This is a genomic window from Thioalkalivibrio denitrificans, from assembly GCF_002000365.1.
GTDB classification, from domain to species: domain Bacteria; phylum Pseudomonadota; class Gammaproteobacteria; order Ectothiorhodospirales; family Ectothiorhodospiraceae; genus Thioalkalivibrio_A; species Thioalkalivibrio_A denitrificans.
In genome coordinates this window covers 55,497-69,412 of the sequence record NZ_MVBK01000040.1, presented here as the reverse complement: position 1 = coordinate 69,412, position 13,916 = coordinate 55,497, and the positions used below count along the sequence as shown (strand labels likewise).

Annotated in this window: 13 protein-coding genes; 3 read left to right on the top strand and 10 right to left on the bottom strand. The window is 64.7% G+C overall.

Going from position 1 to position 13,916, the window contains the following annotated elements; all coding sequences use genetic code 11:
* Together B1C78_RS07235 and B1C78_RS07230 are read left to right on the top strand one after the other, a co-directional pair.
* A complete protein-coding gene (locus B1C78_RS07235; RefSeq protein WP_077278490.1) occupies window positions 1-3,123 on the top strand; it encodes an efflux RND transporter permease subunit in 3,123 nt (1,040 codons plus the stop codon).
* 35 nt (window positions 3,124-3,158) lie between these two features.
* Window positions 3,159-4,178 carry a 2Fe-2S iron-sulfur cluster-binding protein gene (locus tag B1C78_RS07230; RefSeq protein ID WP_077278489.1) on the top strand — a complete coding sequence of 340 codons (1,020 nt, stop codon included), beginning with the start codon at window positions 3,159-3,161 and terminating at the stop codon, window positions 4,176-4,178.
* A gap of 48 nt (window positions 4,179-4,226) precedes the next feature.
* Here B1C78_RS07230 and B1C78_RS07225 read toward each other — a convergent pair whose 3' ends face one another.
* The 10 genes from B1C78_RS07225 to glyA all read right to left on the bottom strand — a co-directional run bounded on the left by B1C78_RS07225 (window position 4,227) and on the right by glyA (window position 12,764).
* Window positions 4,227-4,883 carry a retropepsin-like aspartic protease family protein gene (locus B1C78_RS07225; protein ID WP_245795348.1) on the bottom strand — a complete coding sequence of 219 codons (657 nt, stop codon included), beginning with the start codon at window positions 4,881-4,883 and terminating at the stop codon, window positions 4,227-4,229.
* Between the two features lie 49 nt (window positions 4,884-4,932).
* A complete protein-coding gene (locus B1C78_RS07220) occupies window positions 4,933-5,421 on the bottom strand; it encodes a phosphatidylglycerophosphatase A family protein (RefSeq protein WP_077278488.1) in 489 nt (162 codons plus the stop codon).
* A 37-nt stretch (window positions 5,422-5,458) separates the two neighbouring features.
* A complete protein-coding gene (gene thiL / locus B1C78_RS07215) occupies window positions 5,459-6,406 on the bottom strand; it encodes a thiamine-phosphate kinase (protein ID WP_077278487.1) in 948 nt (315 codons plus the stop codon).
* Window positions 6,407-6,536: 130 nt separating this feature from the next.
* The gene (gene nusB, locus B1C78_RS07210) at window positions 6,537-6,980 is read right to left on the bottom strand and encodes a transcription antitermination factor NusB (protein WP_077278486.1); all 444 of its coding nucleotides are present in this window, start codon (window positions 6,978-6,980) and stop codon (window positions 6,537-6,539) included.
* Window positions 6,981-6,982: 2 nt separating this feature from the next.
* Window positions 6,983-7,462 (bottom strand): 6,7-dimethyl-8-ribityllumazine synthase, encoded by a 480-nt coding sequence (gene ribH / locus B1C78_RS07205; protein ID WP_077278485.1) that lies wholly within the window; start codon window positions 7,460-7,462, stop codon window positions 6,983-6,985.
* 101 nt (window positions 7,463-7,563) lie between these two features.
* Complete coding sequence (ribBA, locus tag B1C78_RS07200; RefSeq protein WP_077278514.1) at window positions 7,564-8,676, bottom strand: bifunctional 3,4-dihydroxy-2-butanone-4-phosphate synthase/GTP cyclohydrolase II; 1,113 nt, start codon at window positions 8,674-8,676, stop codon at window positions 7,564-7,566.
* Between the two features lie 147 nt (window positions 8,677-8,823).
* A complete protein-coding gene (locus B1C78_RS07195; protein ID WP_077278484.1) occupies window positions 8,824-9,486 on the bottom strand; it encodes a riboflavin synthase in 663 nt (220 codons plus the stop codon).
* 146 nt (window positions 9,487-9,632) lie between these two features.
* Window positions 9,633-10,748 carry a bifunctional diaminohydroxyphosphoribosylaminopyrimidine deaminase/5-amino-6-(5-phosphoribosylamino)uracil reductase RibD gene (gene ribD, locus B1C78_RS07190; RefSeq protein WP_077278483.1) on the bottom strand — a complete coding sequence of 372 codons (1,116 nt, stop codon included), beginning with the start codon at window positions 10,746-10,748 and terminating at the stop codon, window positions 9,633-9,635.
* Between the two features lie 155 nt (window positions 10,749-10,903).
* Window positions 10,904-11,422, bottom strand: coding sequence for a transcriptional regulator NrdR (nrdR, locus tag B1C78_RS07185; protein WP_077278482.1), 519 nt, complete (start codon window positions 11,420-11,422; stop codon window positions 10,904-10,906).
* Between the two features lie 88 nt (window positions 11,423-11,510).
* On the bottom strand, window positions 11,511-12,764 hold the full coding sequence (gene glyA / locus B1C78_RS07180) for a serine hydroxymethyltransferase (protein WP_077278481.1): 1,254 nt from the start codon (window positions 12,762-12,764) through the stop codon (window positions 11,511-11,513).
* A 162-nt stretch (window positions 12,765-12,926) separates the two neighbouring features.
* Between glyA and B1C78_RS07175 the strand changes: the two genes are divergently transcribed.
* Window positions 12,927-13,913 (top strand): TAXI family TRAP transporter solute-binding subunit, encoded by a 987-nt coding sequence (locus B1C78_RS07175; protein ID WP_077278480.1) that lies wholly within the window; start codon window positions 12,927-12,929, stop codon window positions 13,911-13,913.
* The last annotated feature ends 3 nt before the right edge of the window (window positions 13,914-13,916 follow it).

Below are 13,916 nucleotides of genomic sequence, written 5' to 3'. Positions count from 1 at the left end.
ATGGCACGCCCCCGCGGACCCATCGGCCTGTTCCTGCGCCATCGCGTGGCCGCCAACCTGCTGGTGGCCATCATGCTGCTGGCCGGCTCCTGGGCGCTGCTTAAGCTCAATACCCAGTTCTTTCCCAACTTCGCGCTGGATTTCGTCACCGTCAGGGTCCTGTGGACCGGCGCCAGCGCCGAGGACGTGGAGACCGGCATCGTCATCCCGCTGGAACAGGACCTGCGCACCGTGGACGGCCTGCGCGAGATGACCTCCACCGCCGCGCTGGGCGTGGCCGCCATCACGCTGGAGTTCGAGTCCGGCACGGACATGTCCCTGGCCACCGAACAGGTCCGGGACCTGGTGGCGCAGCAGCGCAACCTGCCGGAGGCGGCCGAGGAACCCATCGTCACGCGCGTGATCCGCTACGAACCGGTTGCCCGGCTTCTGGTCACCGGTCCGGACGATATGCGCCAGTTGCGCCCGCTGGTGCGCGACTTCGAGCAGCAGCTGCTTGACCGGGGCATCGCGCGCATCGACTTCAAGGGTCTGCATGATGAGGAGATGGCCGTCCAGGTGCCCATGGCCCGCAGTCTGGACCTGGGCATGAGCCTGGACGACATCGGCGACCGCATCGCCGCGCTCTCCCGTGACCTGCCGGCGGGCATGGTGGGCCGGGACGACACGGCGCGGCAGTTGCGGAGCCTGGAACAGCGCCGCGAGGAAATCGGATTCGAGCACCTGCCCCTGCGCTCCGACGCCGAAGGCGGCCTGATCCGCCTGGGGGATATCGCACGCATCGAGCGCAGACCCCGCGACAACCAGGTGTCGGTGCGCTACCTGGGGCGTCCGGCCGTGGAGATGCAGTTGCAGCGCACCGAAACCGCCGACGCGCTGCACTCCTCGCGCATTCTCATGGACTGGATCGAGGAGATCACCCCCACCCTGCCCCCGGGCGTGGAACTGCACCTCTACGACCAGTTCTGGGAACTCATTCACGAGCGCATCATGCTGCTGCTCAAGAACGGCCTGGGCGGCCTGCTGCTGGTCCTGGGGATCCTGTTCCTGTTTCTGAACGGGCGCCTGGCGCTGCGGGTGGCACTCGGCATCCCCGTGGCCTTTACCGCCGCCTTTCTTGTCCTGTGGCTGCTGGGCGGCAGCATCAACATGATCTCACTGTTCGGTTTCATCATGTCGCTGGGCATCATCGTCGACAATGCCATCGTGGTCGGCGAACACGCGTACACCCAGTACCAGCGCGGCATGACCCCCACCCAGGCCGCCGAGCGCGGGGCCCGGCGCATGTTCGCGCCGGTGATCTCCGCCTCGCTCACCACGGTGGCGGCCTTCGTGCCGCTCATGCTCATCGGCGGCATCATCGGCAATATCCTCTTCGACATCCCCGTGGTGGTGGTCTGCGTGATCCTTGCCACGCTGATCATCAGCTTCCTGATCCTGCCCGCGCATCTTAAGCACAGCATGGAGAAGATCCGCCCGCCCCGGGAAGGCTCGTTTCGCGCCCGCTTCGACGCCCGTTTCGAGCACTTCCGGGAGCACGGCTTCCGGCGAACGGTGCAGTACGCCGTGGGTCACGCAGGCACCACCCTGGCCGGTGCCGTCGCCGTGCTGATCCTGTCCGTTGGTCTGATGGCCGGCGGACGCATCGGCTTCACCTTTTTTCCGAGCCCCGAGGGCACCGTGGTGAACGCCGCGGCGAACTTCGTGGCGGGCACGCCGCCGCAGCGCGTCGAGGCCTTCGTGCGCCAGGTCGAGGCGGCCCTGTTCGATGCGGAGGAGGCCCTCGGCGGCGGCCTGATCCGCAACGTGGTGGTGCGCCTCGGCAGCGGTGTGGACCAGGGCGGCGTGGCGGGACCGACCGGCGATCAGTTCGCATCGATCCTGGTGGAACTGGTCTCACCGGACCGGCGTGACGTGCGCAACACCGACTTCATCCGGGCCTGGCGGGAACGGGTGCGCGAACCCGCCGGCCTGGAACTGTTCAGCATCACCGAGCGTCAGACGGGCCCGCCGGGACGGGATGTGGACGTGCGCCTCACGGGTGCGGATCCCGATCGCCTCAAGCTGGCCGCACTGGATCTGGCGGAGGCACTGAACGACTTCCCGGGCGTCTACGCGGTCGAGGACGACATGCCCTTCGGGCGGGAACAACTGATCTACCGGCTGAAGCCCGAGGGTCTGGCGCTGGGTCTCACCATCGAATCCCTGGGCCGGCAGCTGCGCGCCGCCTTTGACGGACGCATGGTGCAGATCTACCAGGAGGGGCTCGAGGAGATCGAGGTGCGCGTGGTGCTTCCGGACGAGGAGCGCCATCGCACGGCCACACTGGAGCGTTTCGCGGTGGTGCTGCCGGATAGCGGTGTCGCGCCGCTGGACACGGTGGCCGAACTCCTGCCGCGGCAGGGCTTCGAGGCATTGCGCCACGCGGACGGGCGGCTCGCCGTGTCCGTCTCCGCCGAGGTGGACCGCACGCAGAACAACGCCGCGCGCATCCGTGAGCAACTGGCGCGGGACGTGCTGCCGGATCTTGACCGACTGTACGGCGTGGAATATTCCTTCGAAGGCCGGGCGGCCGATCAGGCGGAAACCCTCGGGGACATGCGCACGGGCCTGTTCTTCGCCCTGGTCATGATCTACCTGGTGCTGGCCTGGGTGTTCGGCTCCTACGGCTGGCCGCTGGTGGTGATGGCCATCATACCCTTCGGGCTGCTGGGCGCCTTGGTGGGCCACTGGCTCATGGGCCTGGAGCTGACCATCCTGTCCTTGTTCGGCCTGTTCGGTCTGACCGGCATCGTGGTCAACAACTCCATCATCCTGGTGAGTTTTTACCAGTCCCTGCGCGAAGAGGGCATGGGCCGCGAAACGGCCATCGTGGAGGCCTCCTGCCAACGCCTGCGTGCGGTGGTGCTGACGTCTTTCACCACCATCGCGGGTCTCACGCCCCTGCTGTTCGAGCGATCCGTGCAGGCCCAGTTCCTGATTCCCATGGCCGTGTCCATCGTCTTCGGCCTCGGCGTCGCGACGCTGCTGGTGCTGCTGGTGATTCCCGCCCTGCTGGCGGTACATGAACGTCTCGCAGACCGTCTTTCGGGCCGCACGGACAACCCGCAGCATGCCGGGTGATACACTGTCATGGGTCTACAACCAAGCAACCAACCATGAGTTCCTGGACCGTCCGACTCGTTTCCGGTGACCACAGCTTCCCGGTGGAAGGAGAGGAAACCGTCGTGGAAGCGGCACTGCGTGCCGGCATCGCCATCAGCTACGGATGCACCAACGGCAGCTGCGGCGATTGCCGGGCCCGGGTGGTGTCCGGGCAGGTGAAAAAGGTCCGGGCGCATGACTACGCACTCACCGAAACAGAGAAGCTCGCGGGTTATGCGTTGCTGTGTTCGGTCACGCCGGAGTCGGATCTGGTGGTGGACACGAACGTCGCCGAGCACCCCGACCAGATCCCGATGCAGGACATCTCCACCACGGTGCGCGGCACCGAGCGCCCGAATCCCGATGTACTGATCATGCGCCTTCAGACACCGCGCACCCGGCGCCTTCGTTTCCTCGCCGGGCAGCATGTGCAGCTGGAAATGGACAACGGTGCCGTGTCCACCACGCAGCCGCTTGCCAACTGCCCGTGCGACGACCGCAACCTGATACTGCACCTGAACGCGCAGGATGATGATCCGTTCGTCCGGCACTGCTTCGAACAGACCCGCAACGGGGATACGGTGGAAGTGCACGGTCCTTTCGGTGATTTCGTACTGCCCGATGAGAAACCGCGTCCACTGTTGTTCCTGGCCGCCGATACCGGATTCGCACCGGTGCGCAGTCTGGTGGAACATGTGCTCGCCCAGGAGAACACCGAGGACATCGACCTCCTGTGGGTGGCCAACAACTCGACAGGGCATTACCAGGGCAACCTGTGCCGTGCATGGCAGGATGCCATCGACAATTTCCACTACCGGGGCCTGGAGTGGGAATCGGGATCTGACGCACGGTCGCTCAGGTCCCTTCTGGACAACGCACTGCAGGGGATCAGCCGTCCGGCGGATCGCTACGCGTTCATTGCCGGTCCGGCGTCGTTTGTGCAGGTCGCGCGCGAGGCGGCGCTGGCGACCGGCGTTCACCCGGAACATCAGCGCACTTTCGAAACCGGACATCTGCACATCCGCGAGGGATGAATTTCCTGGAAGGACGCGCCGGCAGCGCAACAGCCGGTCGCGGCGCGCTCAGAAACGCTGCTCGAGGATCAGGGCCTGCCCCTCGTTGCGCAGTTCCACCCGGTTGAGGAAGCTCATGCCCAGCAGGGCGATGCGCGGAGCATCCCCGGTCACGACCATGGCCTCCACGTTGCGCTGCTCGATATCGCCCACCCGCACCCGGTCCAGCGTGACGCGGTACGCGAAGGCCGTTCCGGAGGCCGTGTGGACCTGGGTCAAATGGCCGCGGGTGTAATCGATGCCCAGGCGCCGGGCCTCGTTGCTGTTCATCGCCACCGAGGTGGCGCCCGTGTCCACCAGGAAGGTGACGGTCCGGCCGTTGACGCTGCCGGTGGTGGTATAGGCTCCGGCCGAGTTGGGATAGATCTGCGCCCGCGAACTCTGGCGCGGCTGGAAGGCGCCCCCTGCACGGCTGCCCAGGGCCACCTGCCGTCGCTGCCCCGCCACCTCAAGCGTCACATGCCCCGCCCGACTGTCGGTGGACAGCAGGCGAATGCCGTGGTCGGTCGCCTCGCCGACACGCAACACGTGCCGCTCACCGTCCACCTGGATCAGCGCGCGGTCCGGGAAGATCCCCAGGACGAGCAGGTCCCTGGCCTGAAGCGGGCCTGCCAGCATCAGGATCAGTGCAGCCACCAGGGCGGTCAGCGCACGAACGCGGGTCATGTGTCCATTCCCTGCCGTAAACACCGAGGGTACGCGGTCGGTTATAACCCTAAACCAGCCACCAGGCCAGCAACTGCATGACCGCCAGTGCATAGATTCCCGCCACTACGTCGTCCAGCACGATGCCCGCCCCCGTGTGCATACGCCGGTCGACCCAGCGCACCGGCCACGGCTTGACGATGTCGAAAAACCGGAACAGGACGAACCCGATGACCACCCACCACCAGCCCGCGGGCGCCGCGATCATGGTGACCAGGAAGCCGGCAATCTCGTCCCAGACGATGCCCGGGTGATCGTGAACACCGAGCCGCCGGGCACTGACGCCACAAAGCCAGAAGCCCGCAAGGATGACCAGCAGCGTGGCCAGAAGGTAAGCCCACAGGGGCAGCGGTTGGAGCAGCAGGTAGACGGGAATGGCCGCCACCGTGCCTGCGGTGCCGGGCGCCCAGGGTGAAAGGCCGGAGCCGAATCCGAAGGCGAGAAAGTGCACCGGATCGGTCAATACGGTACGTGCCGGCGGTTGTTCGACTCGGGGCATGTGTGCTGATCCGCTTTTGGTCGTGGGGACGCGCGTGTCAGTTGAAATGACGGTAGCCGCTACGGGAGGGCGAAAACGGCTGCCCTTCCCCGTCCGTGACACGAATGCCGGGCGACGCCTCGATCGTACCGATGCGCGTGAAGGGCACAGGCAGCACCTCCCGCGCCCTTGCTTCCATATCCGGTGCAAGGGTGAACAGCAGTTCGTAGTCATCACCCCCGGAAAGCGGCAGCGACCAGTCCGGCGCATCGCCGCTCACCGCACGGAAGGCATCGGAGAGGGGCAGTTGGGCCAGGTTGATGGCGGCCCCCGTACCGGACGCGTCGAGCACGTGACCGAGATCGGCGAGCAGCCCGTCTGACAGGTCGATGGCCGCCCCGGCGAGGCCGCGCAAGGCCAGCCCGGCGGCGACTTGGGGCACGGGCCGCATGAGCCGTGCCAGCAACGCATGCACGTGCGGACCGTCCGTGGTGCGCTGCGTCCAGTGGCGAAGGCCCAGTGCCGCATCGCCCAGCGTACCGGTCACGTAAATGCCGTCTCCCGGGCGCGCCCCGTCGCGGCGCAGCGCGTGCCCCCGTGGCACGAAACCCATCACCTGCACGGTGATGCTCAGCGGGCCTCTCGTGGTATCACCACCGACGAGGGCCACTCCGTACTCCTCTGCAAGTGACCGGAATCCTTCACTGAACGCCCCCACCCAGTCTTCATCCGCCGCCGGCAAGGTCAGCGCCAGCGTCGCCCAGGCCGGCTCCGCACCCATGGCAGCCAGATCGCTCAGGTTCACCGCAAGGGCCTTGTGTCCCAGGGCATCAGCGGGAGTCTCGTCGGGAAAATGCACGCCCGCCGCCAGGGTGTCGACACAGACCACCAGTTCCTGGCCCGGCGGCACACGCAGCAGCGCCCCGTCATCACCCACACCCAGGGTCACGTCCTCGCGGGAAGCGGGCCAGGTGAAGTAGTTTCGGATGAGATCGAATTCGGACACGGAAAGGACGATTCAAGATTCAATGTTCAAGATTCAAGGGGGTGTCCCGGCAGTCGTCTCGGCTTGCGGCGACGCCGGGCTTGCCTTTCCCTTGAATTTTGAATTTTGAATCTTGAATCCGGATTTGCCTTCATCCCGCCTCGGGGCCGCGAAGCTGCCGTCCCAGCTTGTCCAGTACACCATTGACGAACTTGTGGGCCTCTGTGGCGCCGAATTTCCTGGTCAGCTCCACCGCCTCGTTGATGACGACCCGGTAGGGGATATCCATGCGTTCCTTCAACTCGAACGCGGCCACCCGCAGGATGGCACGTTCCACCGGATCCAGTTCCGCCGCACCGCGATCCATGTGGCCGGAGAGCAGTTCATCGAGATCGACAGCCTCGTCGGTGACACCCAGGAACAGCTCCCGGAAATAGTCCTTGTCCGCCTTGTCCAGTTCGGGGTCTTCCCGATACTGGAGCAGGATGTCCTTCGGTTCGTAGCCGGTCATCTGCCACTGGTAGAGGGCCTGCATGGCCACTCTCCGGGCCTGTCGGCGCGCATGACTGAGACGGCGTGCGTGGGTGGAGGACAAGATCAGCCCTTGAGCCGTTTCATCAGGCTCACCATCTCCAGGGCACCCATGGCGGCATCGACTCCCTTGTTGCCCGCCTTGGTGCCTGCACGCTCCACGGCCTGTTCGATGGTGTCCGTGGTGAGTACGCCGAAGGCCACCGGCAGGCCGGATTCCATGGACACTGCCGCCAGGCCCTTGGCGCTCTCGCCCGCCACGTAGTCGAAATGCGGTGTGGCGCCCCGGATCACGCAACCCAGCGCGATGATCGCGTCGTACTTGCCCGACTTCGCCATGGCCTGGGCCGCCAGCGGCAACTCGTAGGCCCCCGGCACACGCACAACGGTCAGGCTCCCCTCCTTGACCCCGTGGCGGCGCAGGGTGTCGACTGTGCCTTCCAGCAGGCGCTCGACGATGAAGCTGTTGAAACGCGCCAGCACGATACCGTAACGGCCGCCTGCAGCGTCGGTGAAATCCCCTTCGATGGTTTCGATGTTATTCATTTCATGTCCAGTATGGGAACCGAGAGGTAAAAGATACTAGAACTCAGTGCTGCGCACCGCCTTGAATCTTGAATCTTGAATCTTGAACTTTGAATTTTGAATCAGTCATTCACATACTCCACAACCTCCAGACCGAAGCCGCCGAGACCGTGGAAACGTTTCGGGGCCGAAAGGAGGCGCATCTTGCGCACACCCAGTTCGGCGAGGATCTGGGCCCCAACACCGTGGGTACGCAGTTCCGCCGGCTCCGTATGGTGGGAAGCTTCTTCGGCCTTTCCCCCCGCAATAGCCATATCCCGAATGCGTCGTACCAGTTCGCGGGAGGATTCGCGCTTGCGGATGATGACCACCACGCCCTTGCCCGCCCGCGCAATCCGCGACAACGCGTCGCGAAGCGGCCAGCCGCATTGGGGGCCATTGTAGGCCAGCGCGTCGCACAGGGTATGTTCCACGTGCACCCGAACCAGCGTCGGCTCTTCACCGCGGATGTCACCCATCACCAGAACGAAGTGCAGTTCCTTGTCGATCGCATCCTCGAAGGCGTGCAGGCGGAATTCGCCGAACTCCGTCGGAAAGGGTGTTTCGGCCACGTGCTCGACGCTCTTCTCGTTCTCGATGCGATAACGGATCAGGTTCTCGATGGTGCCGATCTTGAGTCCGTGCTCGGCGGCGAAACGCTCCAGGTCCGGGCGCCGTGCCATGGTGCCGTCCTCGTTGAGGATTTCCACGATCATCGCAGCGGGCTCGAATCCCGCCAGGCGCGCGAAATCGCAGCCGGCCTCCGTATGCCCGGCGCGCACCAGCACCCCGCCCGGCCGGGCCATCAGGGGAAACACATGCCCGGGCTGAACCAGGTCGCTGGGCTTCGCATTGGGGGCCACGGCTGTACGGATGGTATGGGCACGATCGTAGGCGGAGATCCCGGTGGTCACGCCTTCCGCCGCCTCGATGGACACCGTGAAATTGGTCCCGTGCTGGTCGTTGGTATCGTTGACCATCAGCGGCAGCCGAAGCTGCCGGCAGCGTTCCCGGGTCAGGGTCAGGCAGATGAGGCCGCGCCCGTAGCGGGCCATGAAATTCACGTCCTCCGGGCGCACCAGGGAGGCCACCATTAGCAGGTCGCCCTCGTTCTCCCGGTCCTCGTCATCCAGGATGACCACCATGCGCCCCTGGCGCAGGTCCTCGATGATCTCTTCTGTGCTGTTGAAGGGCATGGTCATCCGGGTGCTGTGATCATGGTGAATACGTGAAAAGCAATGGACAGGATGAACAGGATTTTCCAGGATTAACAGGATATTAAGAATTGTTTTTAAACCATAAAATCCTGTTAATCCTGAAACATCCTGTCAATCCTGTCCATTTTATGCCTTCCCGAGAAACCCGTGCTCCGCCAGGAAGGCCTCTGTCAGGCGCGAGCCGGGTTGGGCCGCCCTGTCCCCGAGCAGCAGCCGTTCCAGGTAGCGGGCGATCAGGTCCACCTCGAGATTGATCCGGGTGCCCACCCGGTAGGTGCTGAAGGTGGTCTCCTGCCGGGTGTGGGGCACAATGTTCACAGAGAACACCGCACCGTCCACGCTGTTTACCGTGAGACTCACGCCGTCCACGCAAATGGAACCCTTGGGTGCGATGTAGCGGGCAAGCCCCTCCGGGGCGCGCATATCGTAGCGCACCGAGCGCCCGTCGTCGCGCATTGCCAGCACCTCCCCCACGCCGTCCACGTGGCCGCTGACCAGGTGTCCGCCGAGACGCGTGGTGGGCATCAGGGCCTTTTCCAGGTTCACCGGATCACCGGACTTCAAGGCACCGAGTGTGGTGAGCGAGAGCGTCTCCCCCGACACGTCCGCCGCAAATCCGTCACCCGGCAGGTCCACCGCCGTGAGGCACACGCCGTTGACGGCGATGCTGTCGCCGAGACGCACGTCGGAGAGATCCAGCTTGCCCGTGCGCACCCGAAGGCGGGAGTCTCCACCCCTGGGTTCGATGGCGGCGATCTCGCCGACGGCCTGGATGATGCCTGTGAACATGGCTCTGGTTCTCTCTGTTAAGAGCTTAATGGACAGGATTGACAGGATTTTTCCGGATTTACAGGATACTACTAATAAATGTTAATTAAATTCTTTAACTTAAAGTGATCCTGTTAATCCTGAGAAATCCTGTTCATCCTGTCCATTCAAGGTGTTCCAATCGGCCGCGCGGTGATGCGCCAGTCCTCGCCCACGGCGCGGATGTCCTCGATCTTGAGCGCGATACGCTCGTCCATGGTCTCAAGCCCGAGTTCCATGAGGCCCCGGGCGGCGCTGCCCATCAGGTGCGGGGCCATGTAGATCACCAGTTCATCCACCAGTCCGGCCTCCATCAAGGCGCCGGACAGCCGGGGGCCGGCCTCCACGTGCACCTCGTTGATCTCGCGCTCCGCCAGCAGCGCCATCAACGCGCGCAGGTCCAGCCGCCCTTGGGCCAAGGGCAACGTCACCACCTCTGCCCCCCGGGCCTGCAGCGGCGCATGACGCGCACTGTCCTGCTTGCCGGTGAGCAGCAGGACGGAGCCACCGGTGTCCAGCAGTCGTGCCGCGGACGGACACGCCAGCGCCGTGTCCAGGATCACCCGCAGGGGCTGGCGCACCGGGCCCTCAATACCCAAGTCCTCCGCGCTGAGGCGCACATCCAGCCGCGGGTCGTCGGCGAGCACGGTGCCCGATCCGGTCAGGATGGCCCCGGCCCGGGCACGCAAGAACTGGACTTCGCGCCGCGCCGCTTCCCCGGTGATCCACCGGCTCTCTCCCGAGGCCATGGCCGTGCGCCCGTCCAGGCTCATGGCCAGCTTCACGCGCACGTAGGGCCGTCCCCGCTCCATGCGGCTGACGAACCCCGGATTGATGGCACGCGCCTCGTTTTCCAGAACTCCGGAGGTAGTGCCGATCCCTGCGGCGGCCACCCGCGCCAGACCTTCCCCGGCCACCCGGGGATTGGGGTCCCGCATGGCCGCCACCACGCGCCCCACGCCGGCCGCCACGAGGGCATCGGCACACGGCGGGGTGCGGCCGTGATGGGCGCAGGGCTCAAGGCTCACGTAGACCGTCGCCCCGCTGGCCGCCTCTCCGGCCTGCCGGAGGGCCAGGATCTCCGCATGAGGCTCCCCGGCGCGCACGTGAAACCCCTCACCCACCACCTCGCCGTCGCGCACGATGACGCAGCCCACCCGCGGATTCGGGTCCGTGGTGTACAGCCCCCGCCGCGCCAGCACCAGCGCCCGGGCCATGTAACGGTGGTCTGCTTCGGTGGTCATGTCTGGCAAGGTTAATGGACAGGATTGACAGGAAAGGCAATGGACAGGATGAACAGGATTTTTATGGATTTACAGGATGTTAAAAAGCATTTTTCATCAAGAATATCCTGTTAATCCTGAAAACATCCTGTCAATCCTGTCCATTGCCTTTCCCGTCAACCCTGCCCATGCTCATCCTCCTCACCCAGCAGCGGGATCTGGTGCTTGCGCATCTCGGGCGTGGGGTCCTTTTCCAGGCGTTCGATGACCTCGCGGAAGGCCTGCACGTCGGCGAAGCTGAGATAGACGGAGGCAAAGCGGATGTAGGCCACCTGGTCCAGGCCGCGCAGTTCCTCCATGACCCACTCGCCGACCCGCCTGGAGGGCACCTCGCGCTCCCCCTGCCCGAGGAGCTTTCGCTTGATGCGCGCCACCGCCTCTTCCACCCGGTCGGTGGAGACGGCGCGCTTCTCCAGCGCCTGCAACATGCCGGACTTGAGTTTCTCCTCGGAGAACGGCTCCCGGGAACCGTCGCGCTTGACCACCCGGGGCATGTTGAGCTCGGCGTTTTCGTAGGTGGTGAAACGCTCCGAGCAGGACAGGCACTCACGGCGCCGGCGCACCTGATCACCCTCCCCCGCGAGGCGGGAGTCGATCACCCGGGTATCGGGGGCTCCGCAAAAAGGGCACCGCATGGTCAGGGCAGGTACAAGGGTAAAGGAACAAGGTACAAGGGGTTAAACCCCTTTCCCCTTGTATCCTGTACTTTGTACCTGATGCTCCTCATTGACCGTAGACGGGGAATCGGGCGCAGATATCCAACACCTTCGCCTTTACGGACTCGATAACTGTGGCGTTCTCATGATCGTCCAGTACATCGCAGATCCAGTTGGCGAGGTCGCGGGATTCCTGCTCGCCGAAGCCGCGGGTGGTGATGGCGGGGGTGCCGATGCGGATGCCGCTGGTGACGAAGGGCGACTGGGGGTCGTTGGGCACGGCATTCTTGTTCACGGTGATGTTCGCGGCGCCCAGCGCCGCGTCGGCGGCCTTACCGGTCAGGCCCTTGTCGATCAGGTCCACCAGGAAGAGATGGTTGTCAGTGCCACCGGACACCACCTTGTAGCCGCGCTCCATGATGGTGGCGGCCATGGTGCGGGCGTTGGCGACCACCTGCTTCTGATAGGTCTTGAACTCCGGTTCCAGGGCCTCCTTGAAGGCCACCGCCTTGGCGGCGATCACGTGCATCAGGGGGCCGCCCTGCGTGCCGGGAAACACCAACGAGTTGAGCTTCTTCTCGACGTCCGGGTTGCTCTTCGCGAGGATGATGCCGCCGCGCGGACCGCGCAGGGTCTTGTGGGTGGTGGAGGTGGTCACGTCGGCGATCTGTACCGGGCTCGGGTAGACGCCCGCCGCCACCAGACCGGCCACGTGCGCCATGTCCACCAGCAGCCAGGCGCCGACCTTGTCGGCGATGTCCCGGAATTTCTGCCAGTCGATCGCGCGGGAATAGGCGGAGAAGCCGCCGATGATCATCTTCGGCTTGTGTTCCACAGCGAGGCGCTCCACTTCGTCGAAATCGATGTAGCCCTCGTCGTCGATGCCGTACTGCACGGCGTTATAGAGCTTGCCGGAGAAATTCACCTTGGCGCCGTGGGTCAGGTGACCGCCGTGGGCCAGGCTCATGCCGAGCACGGTGTCGCCGGGGTTGAGCAGCGCCATGTACACGGCCGCATTGGCCTGGGAACCCGAGTGGGGCTGCACATTGGCGTAGTCGGCACCGAACAGTTCCTTCACGCGCTCTATGGCGAGCCGTTCCGCCACGTCCACGTACTCGCACCCGCCGTAGTAACGCTTGCCGGGATAACCTTCGGCGTACTTGTTGGTGAGCACGGAGCCCTGCGCCTCCATGACCCGGGGGCTGGCGTAGTTTTCCGAGGCGATCAGCTCGATGTGTTCCTCCTGTCGGCGGGCCTCGCCTTCAATGGCCTGCCACAGTTCTTCGTCATATCCTGCTATACCCATCTGGATGGAAAACATTGCGTACACTCCCGGGAGGACGTCTGGTATGGTGTCCGGAAAAAAGACGGAAATTATACTGTATTTTGCGCTTGCCGGCAGAATCCGGCCCCATATTCTGTGTCCATTCATCTGGCAGCCGGCAGGGCCGGCAGCACGGTTTATCCAAGGAGACCAGCAACCATGAATACACCGAGTCTGAAAGGCCTGCTTACCGGCACCCTGCTCGCCACCGCCCTCGTGTCGCTGGGCACCACGGCGGTGGCACAGGAACGTTTCCTCACCATCGGCACCGGCGGTGTAACCGGCGTGTACTATCCGACGGGCCAGAACGTCTGCCGACTCATGAATCGGGGCACGAGTGAACACGGCATTCGCTGCAACGCCGAATCCACCGGCGGGTCGGTGTTCAACCTCAATGCCATCCGTCAGGGCGAGATGAACCTGGGCGTGGTGCAGTCCGACTGGCAGTACCATGCCTATCACGGCAGCGATCGCTTCGAGGAAGCCGGTCCGCATGAGTCTCTGCGTGCGCTGTTCTCCCTGCACCCGGAGCCCTTCACGGTCCTGGTGCGCCCCGACAGCGGCATCACGAAGTTCGAGGAGATCCTGGGCAAGCGCGTGAACGTGGGCAACCCCGGCTCCGGTCAGCGCGGCACCGTGGAACGCCTCATGGAGGAATACGGCTGGAGCATGTCTGACTTTTCGCTGGCCTCGGAACTACCGTCCCGCGAACAGGGCCAGGCGCTGTGCGACAACCGTATCGACGTGGTGCTGTTCACCGTCGGGCATCCGTCCGCCGCGATCCAGGAGCCCATCGCCACCTGCAACGCCCGGATCATCCCGGTGGAAGGCGAGGTCATCGACCGCCTGGTGGAGGCGACGCCCTACTACTTCAGCGCCACCATTCCGGGCGGCATGTACCCGGGACATGAGGATTCCATCCAGACGTTCGGCGTGGGCGCCACCCTGGTGTCCTCCACCGACACCTCCGAGGATGCCGTCTACCATCTGGTCAAGGCGGTGTTCGAGAACTTTAGTGCTTTCAAGGGGATGCACCCTGCATTTGAAGTACTTGAGAAGGAATCCATGGTGGGACAGGGCCTCTCCGCCCCCATGCACGAGGGCGCCAAGCGCTACTTCCGCGAGGCCGGCCTGCTCGGGAACTGACGC

What these genes read in the sequence shown, in the direction of transcription:
- B1C78_RS07235 (WP_077278490.1), top strand. Translation starts at nt 1, where the DNA reads ATGGCACGCCCCCGCGGACCCATCGGCCTGTTCCTGCGCCATCGCGTG.
- B1C78_RS07230 (WP_077278489.1), top strand. Translation starts at nt 3,159, where the DNA reads ATGAGTTCCTGGACCGTCCGACTCGTTTCCGGTGACCACAGCTTCCCG.
- B1C78_RS07225 (WP_245795348.1), bottom strand. Translation starts at nt 4,883, where the DNA reads ATGACCCGCGTTCGTGCGCTGACCGCCCTGGTGGCTGCACTGATCCTG.
- B1C78_RS07220 (WP_077278488.1), bottom strand. Translation starts at nt 5,421, where the DNA reads ATGCCCCGAGTCGAACAACCGCCGGCACGTACCGTATTGACCGATCCG.
- ribH (WP_077278485.1), bottom strand. Translation starts at nt 7,462, where the DNA reads ATGAATAACATCGAAACCATCGAAGGGGATTTCACCGACGCTGCAGGC.
- ribBA (WP_077278514.1), bottom strand. Translation starts at nt 8,676, where the DNA reads ATGCCCTTCAACAGCACAGAAGAGATCATCGAGGACCTGCGCCAGGGG.
- B1C78_RS07195 (WP_077278484.1), bottom strand. Translation starts at nt 9,486, where the DNA reads ATGTTCACAGGCATCATCCAGGCCGTCGGCGAGATCGCCGCCATCGAA.
- ribD (WP_077278483.1), bottom strand. Translation starts at nt 10,748, where the DNA reads ATGACCACCGAAGCAGACCACCGTTACATGGCCCGGGCGCTGGTGCTG.
- nrdR (WP_077278482.1), bottom strand. Translation starts at nt 11,422, where the DNA reads ATGCGGTGCCCTTTTTGCGGAGCCCCCGATACCCGGGTGATCGACTCC.
- glyA (WP_077278481.1), bottom strand. Translation starts at nt 12,764, where the DNA reads ATGTTTTCCATCCAGATGGGTATAGCAGGATATGACGAAGAACTGTGG.
- B1C78_RS07175 (WP_077278480.1), top strand. Translation starts at nt 12,927, where the DNA reads ATGAATACACCGAGTCTGAAAGGCCTGCTTACCGGCACCCTGCTCGCC.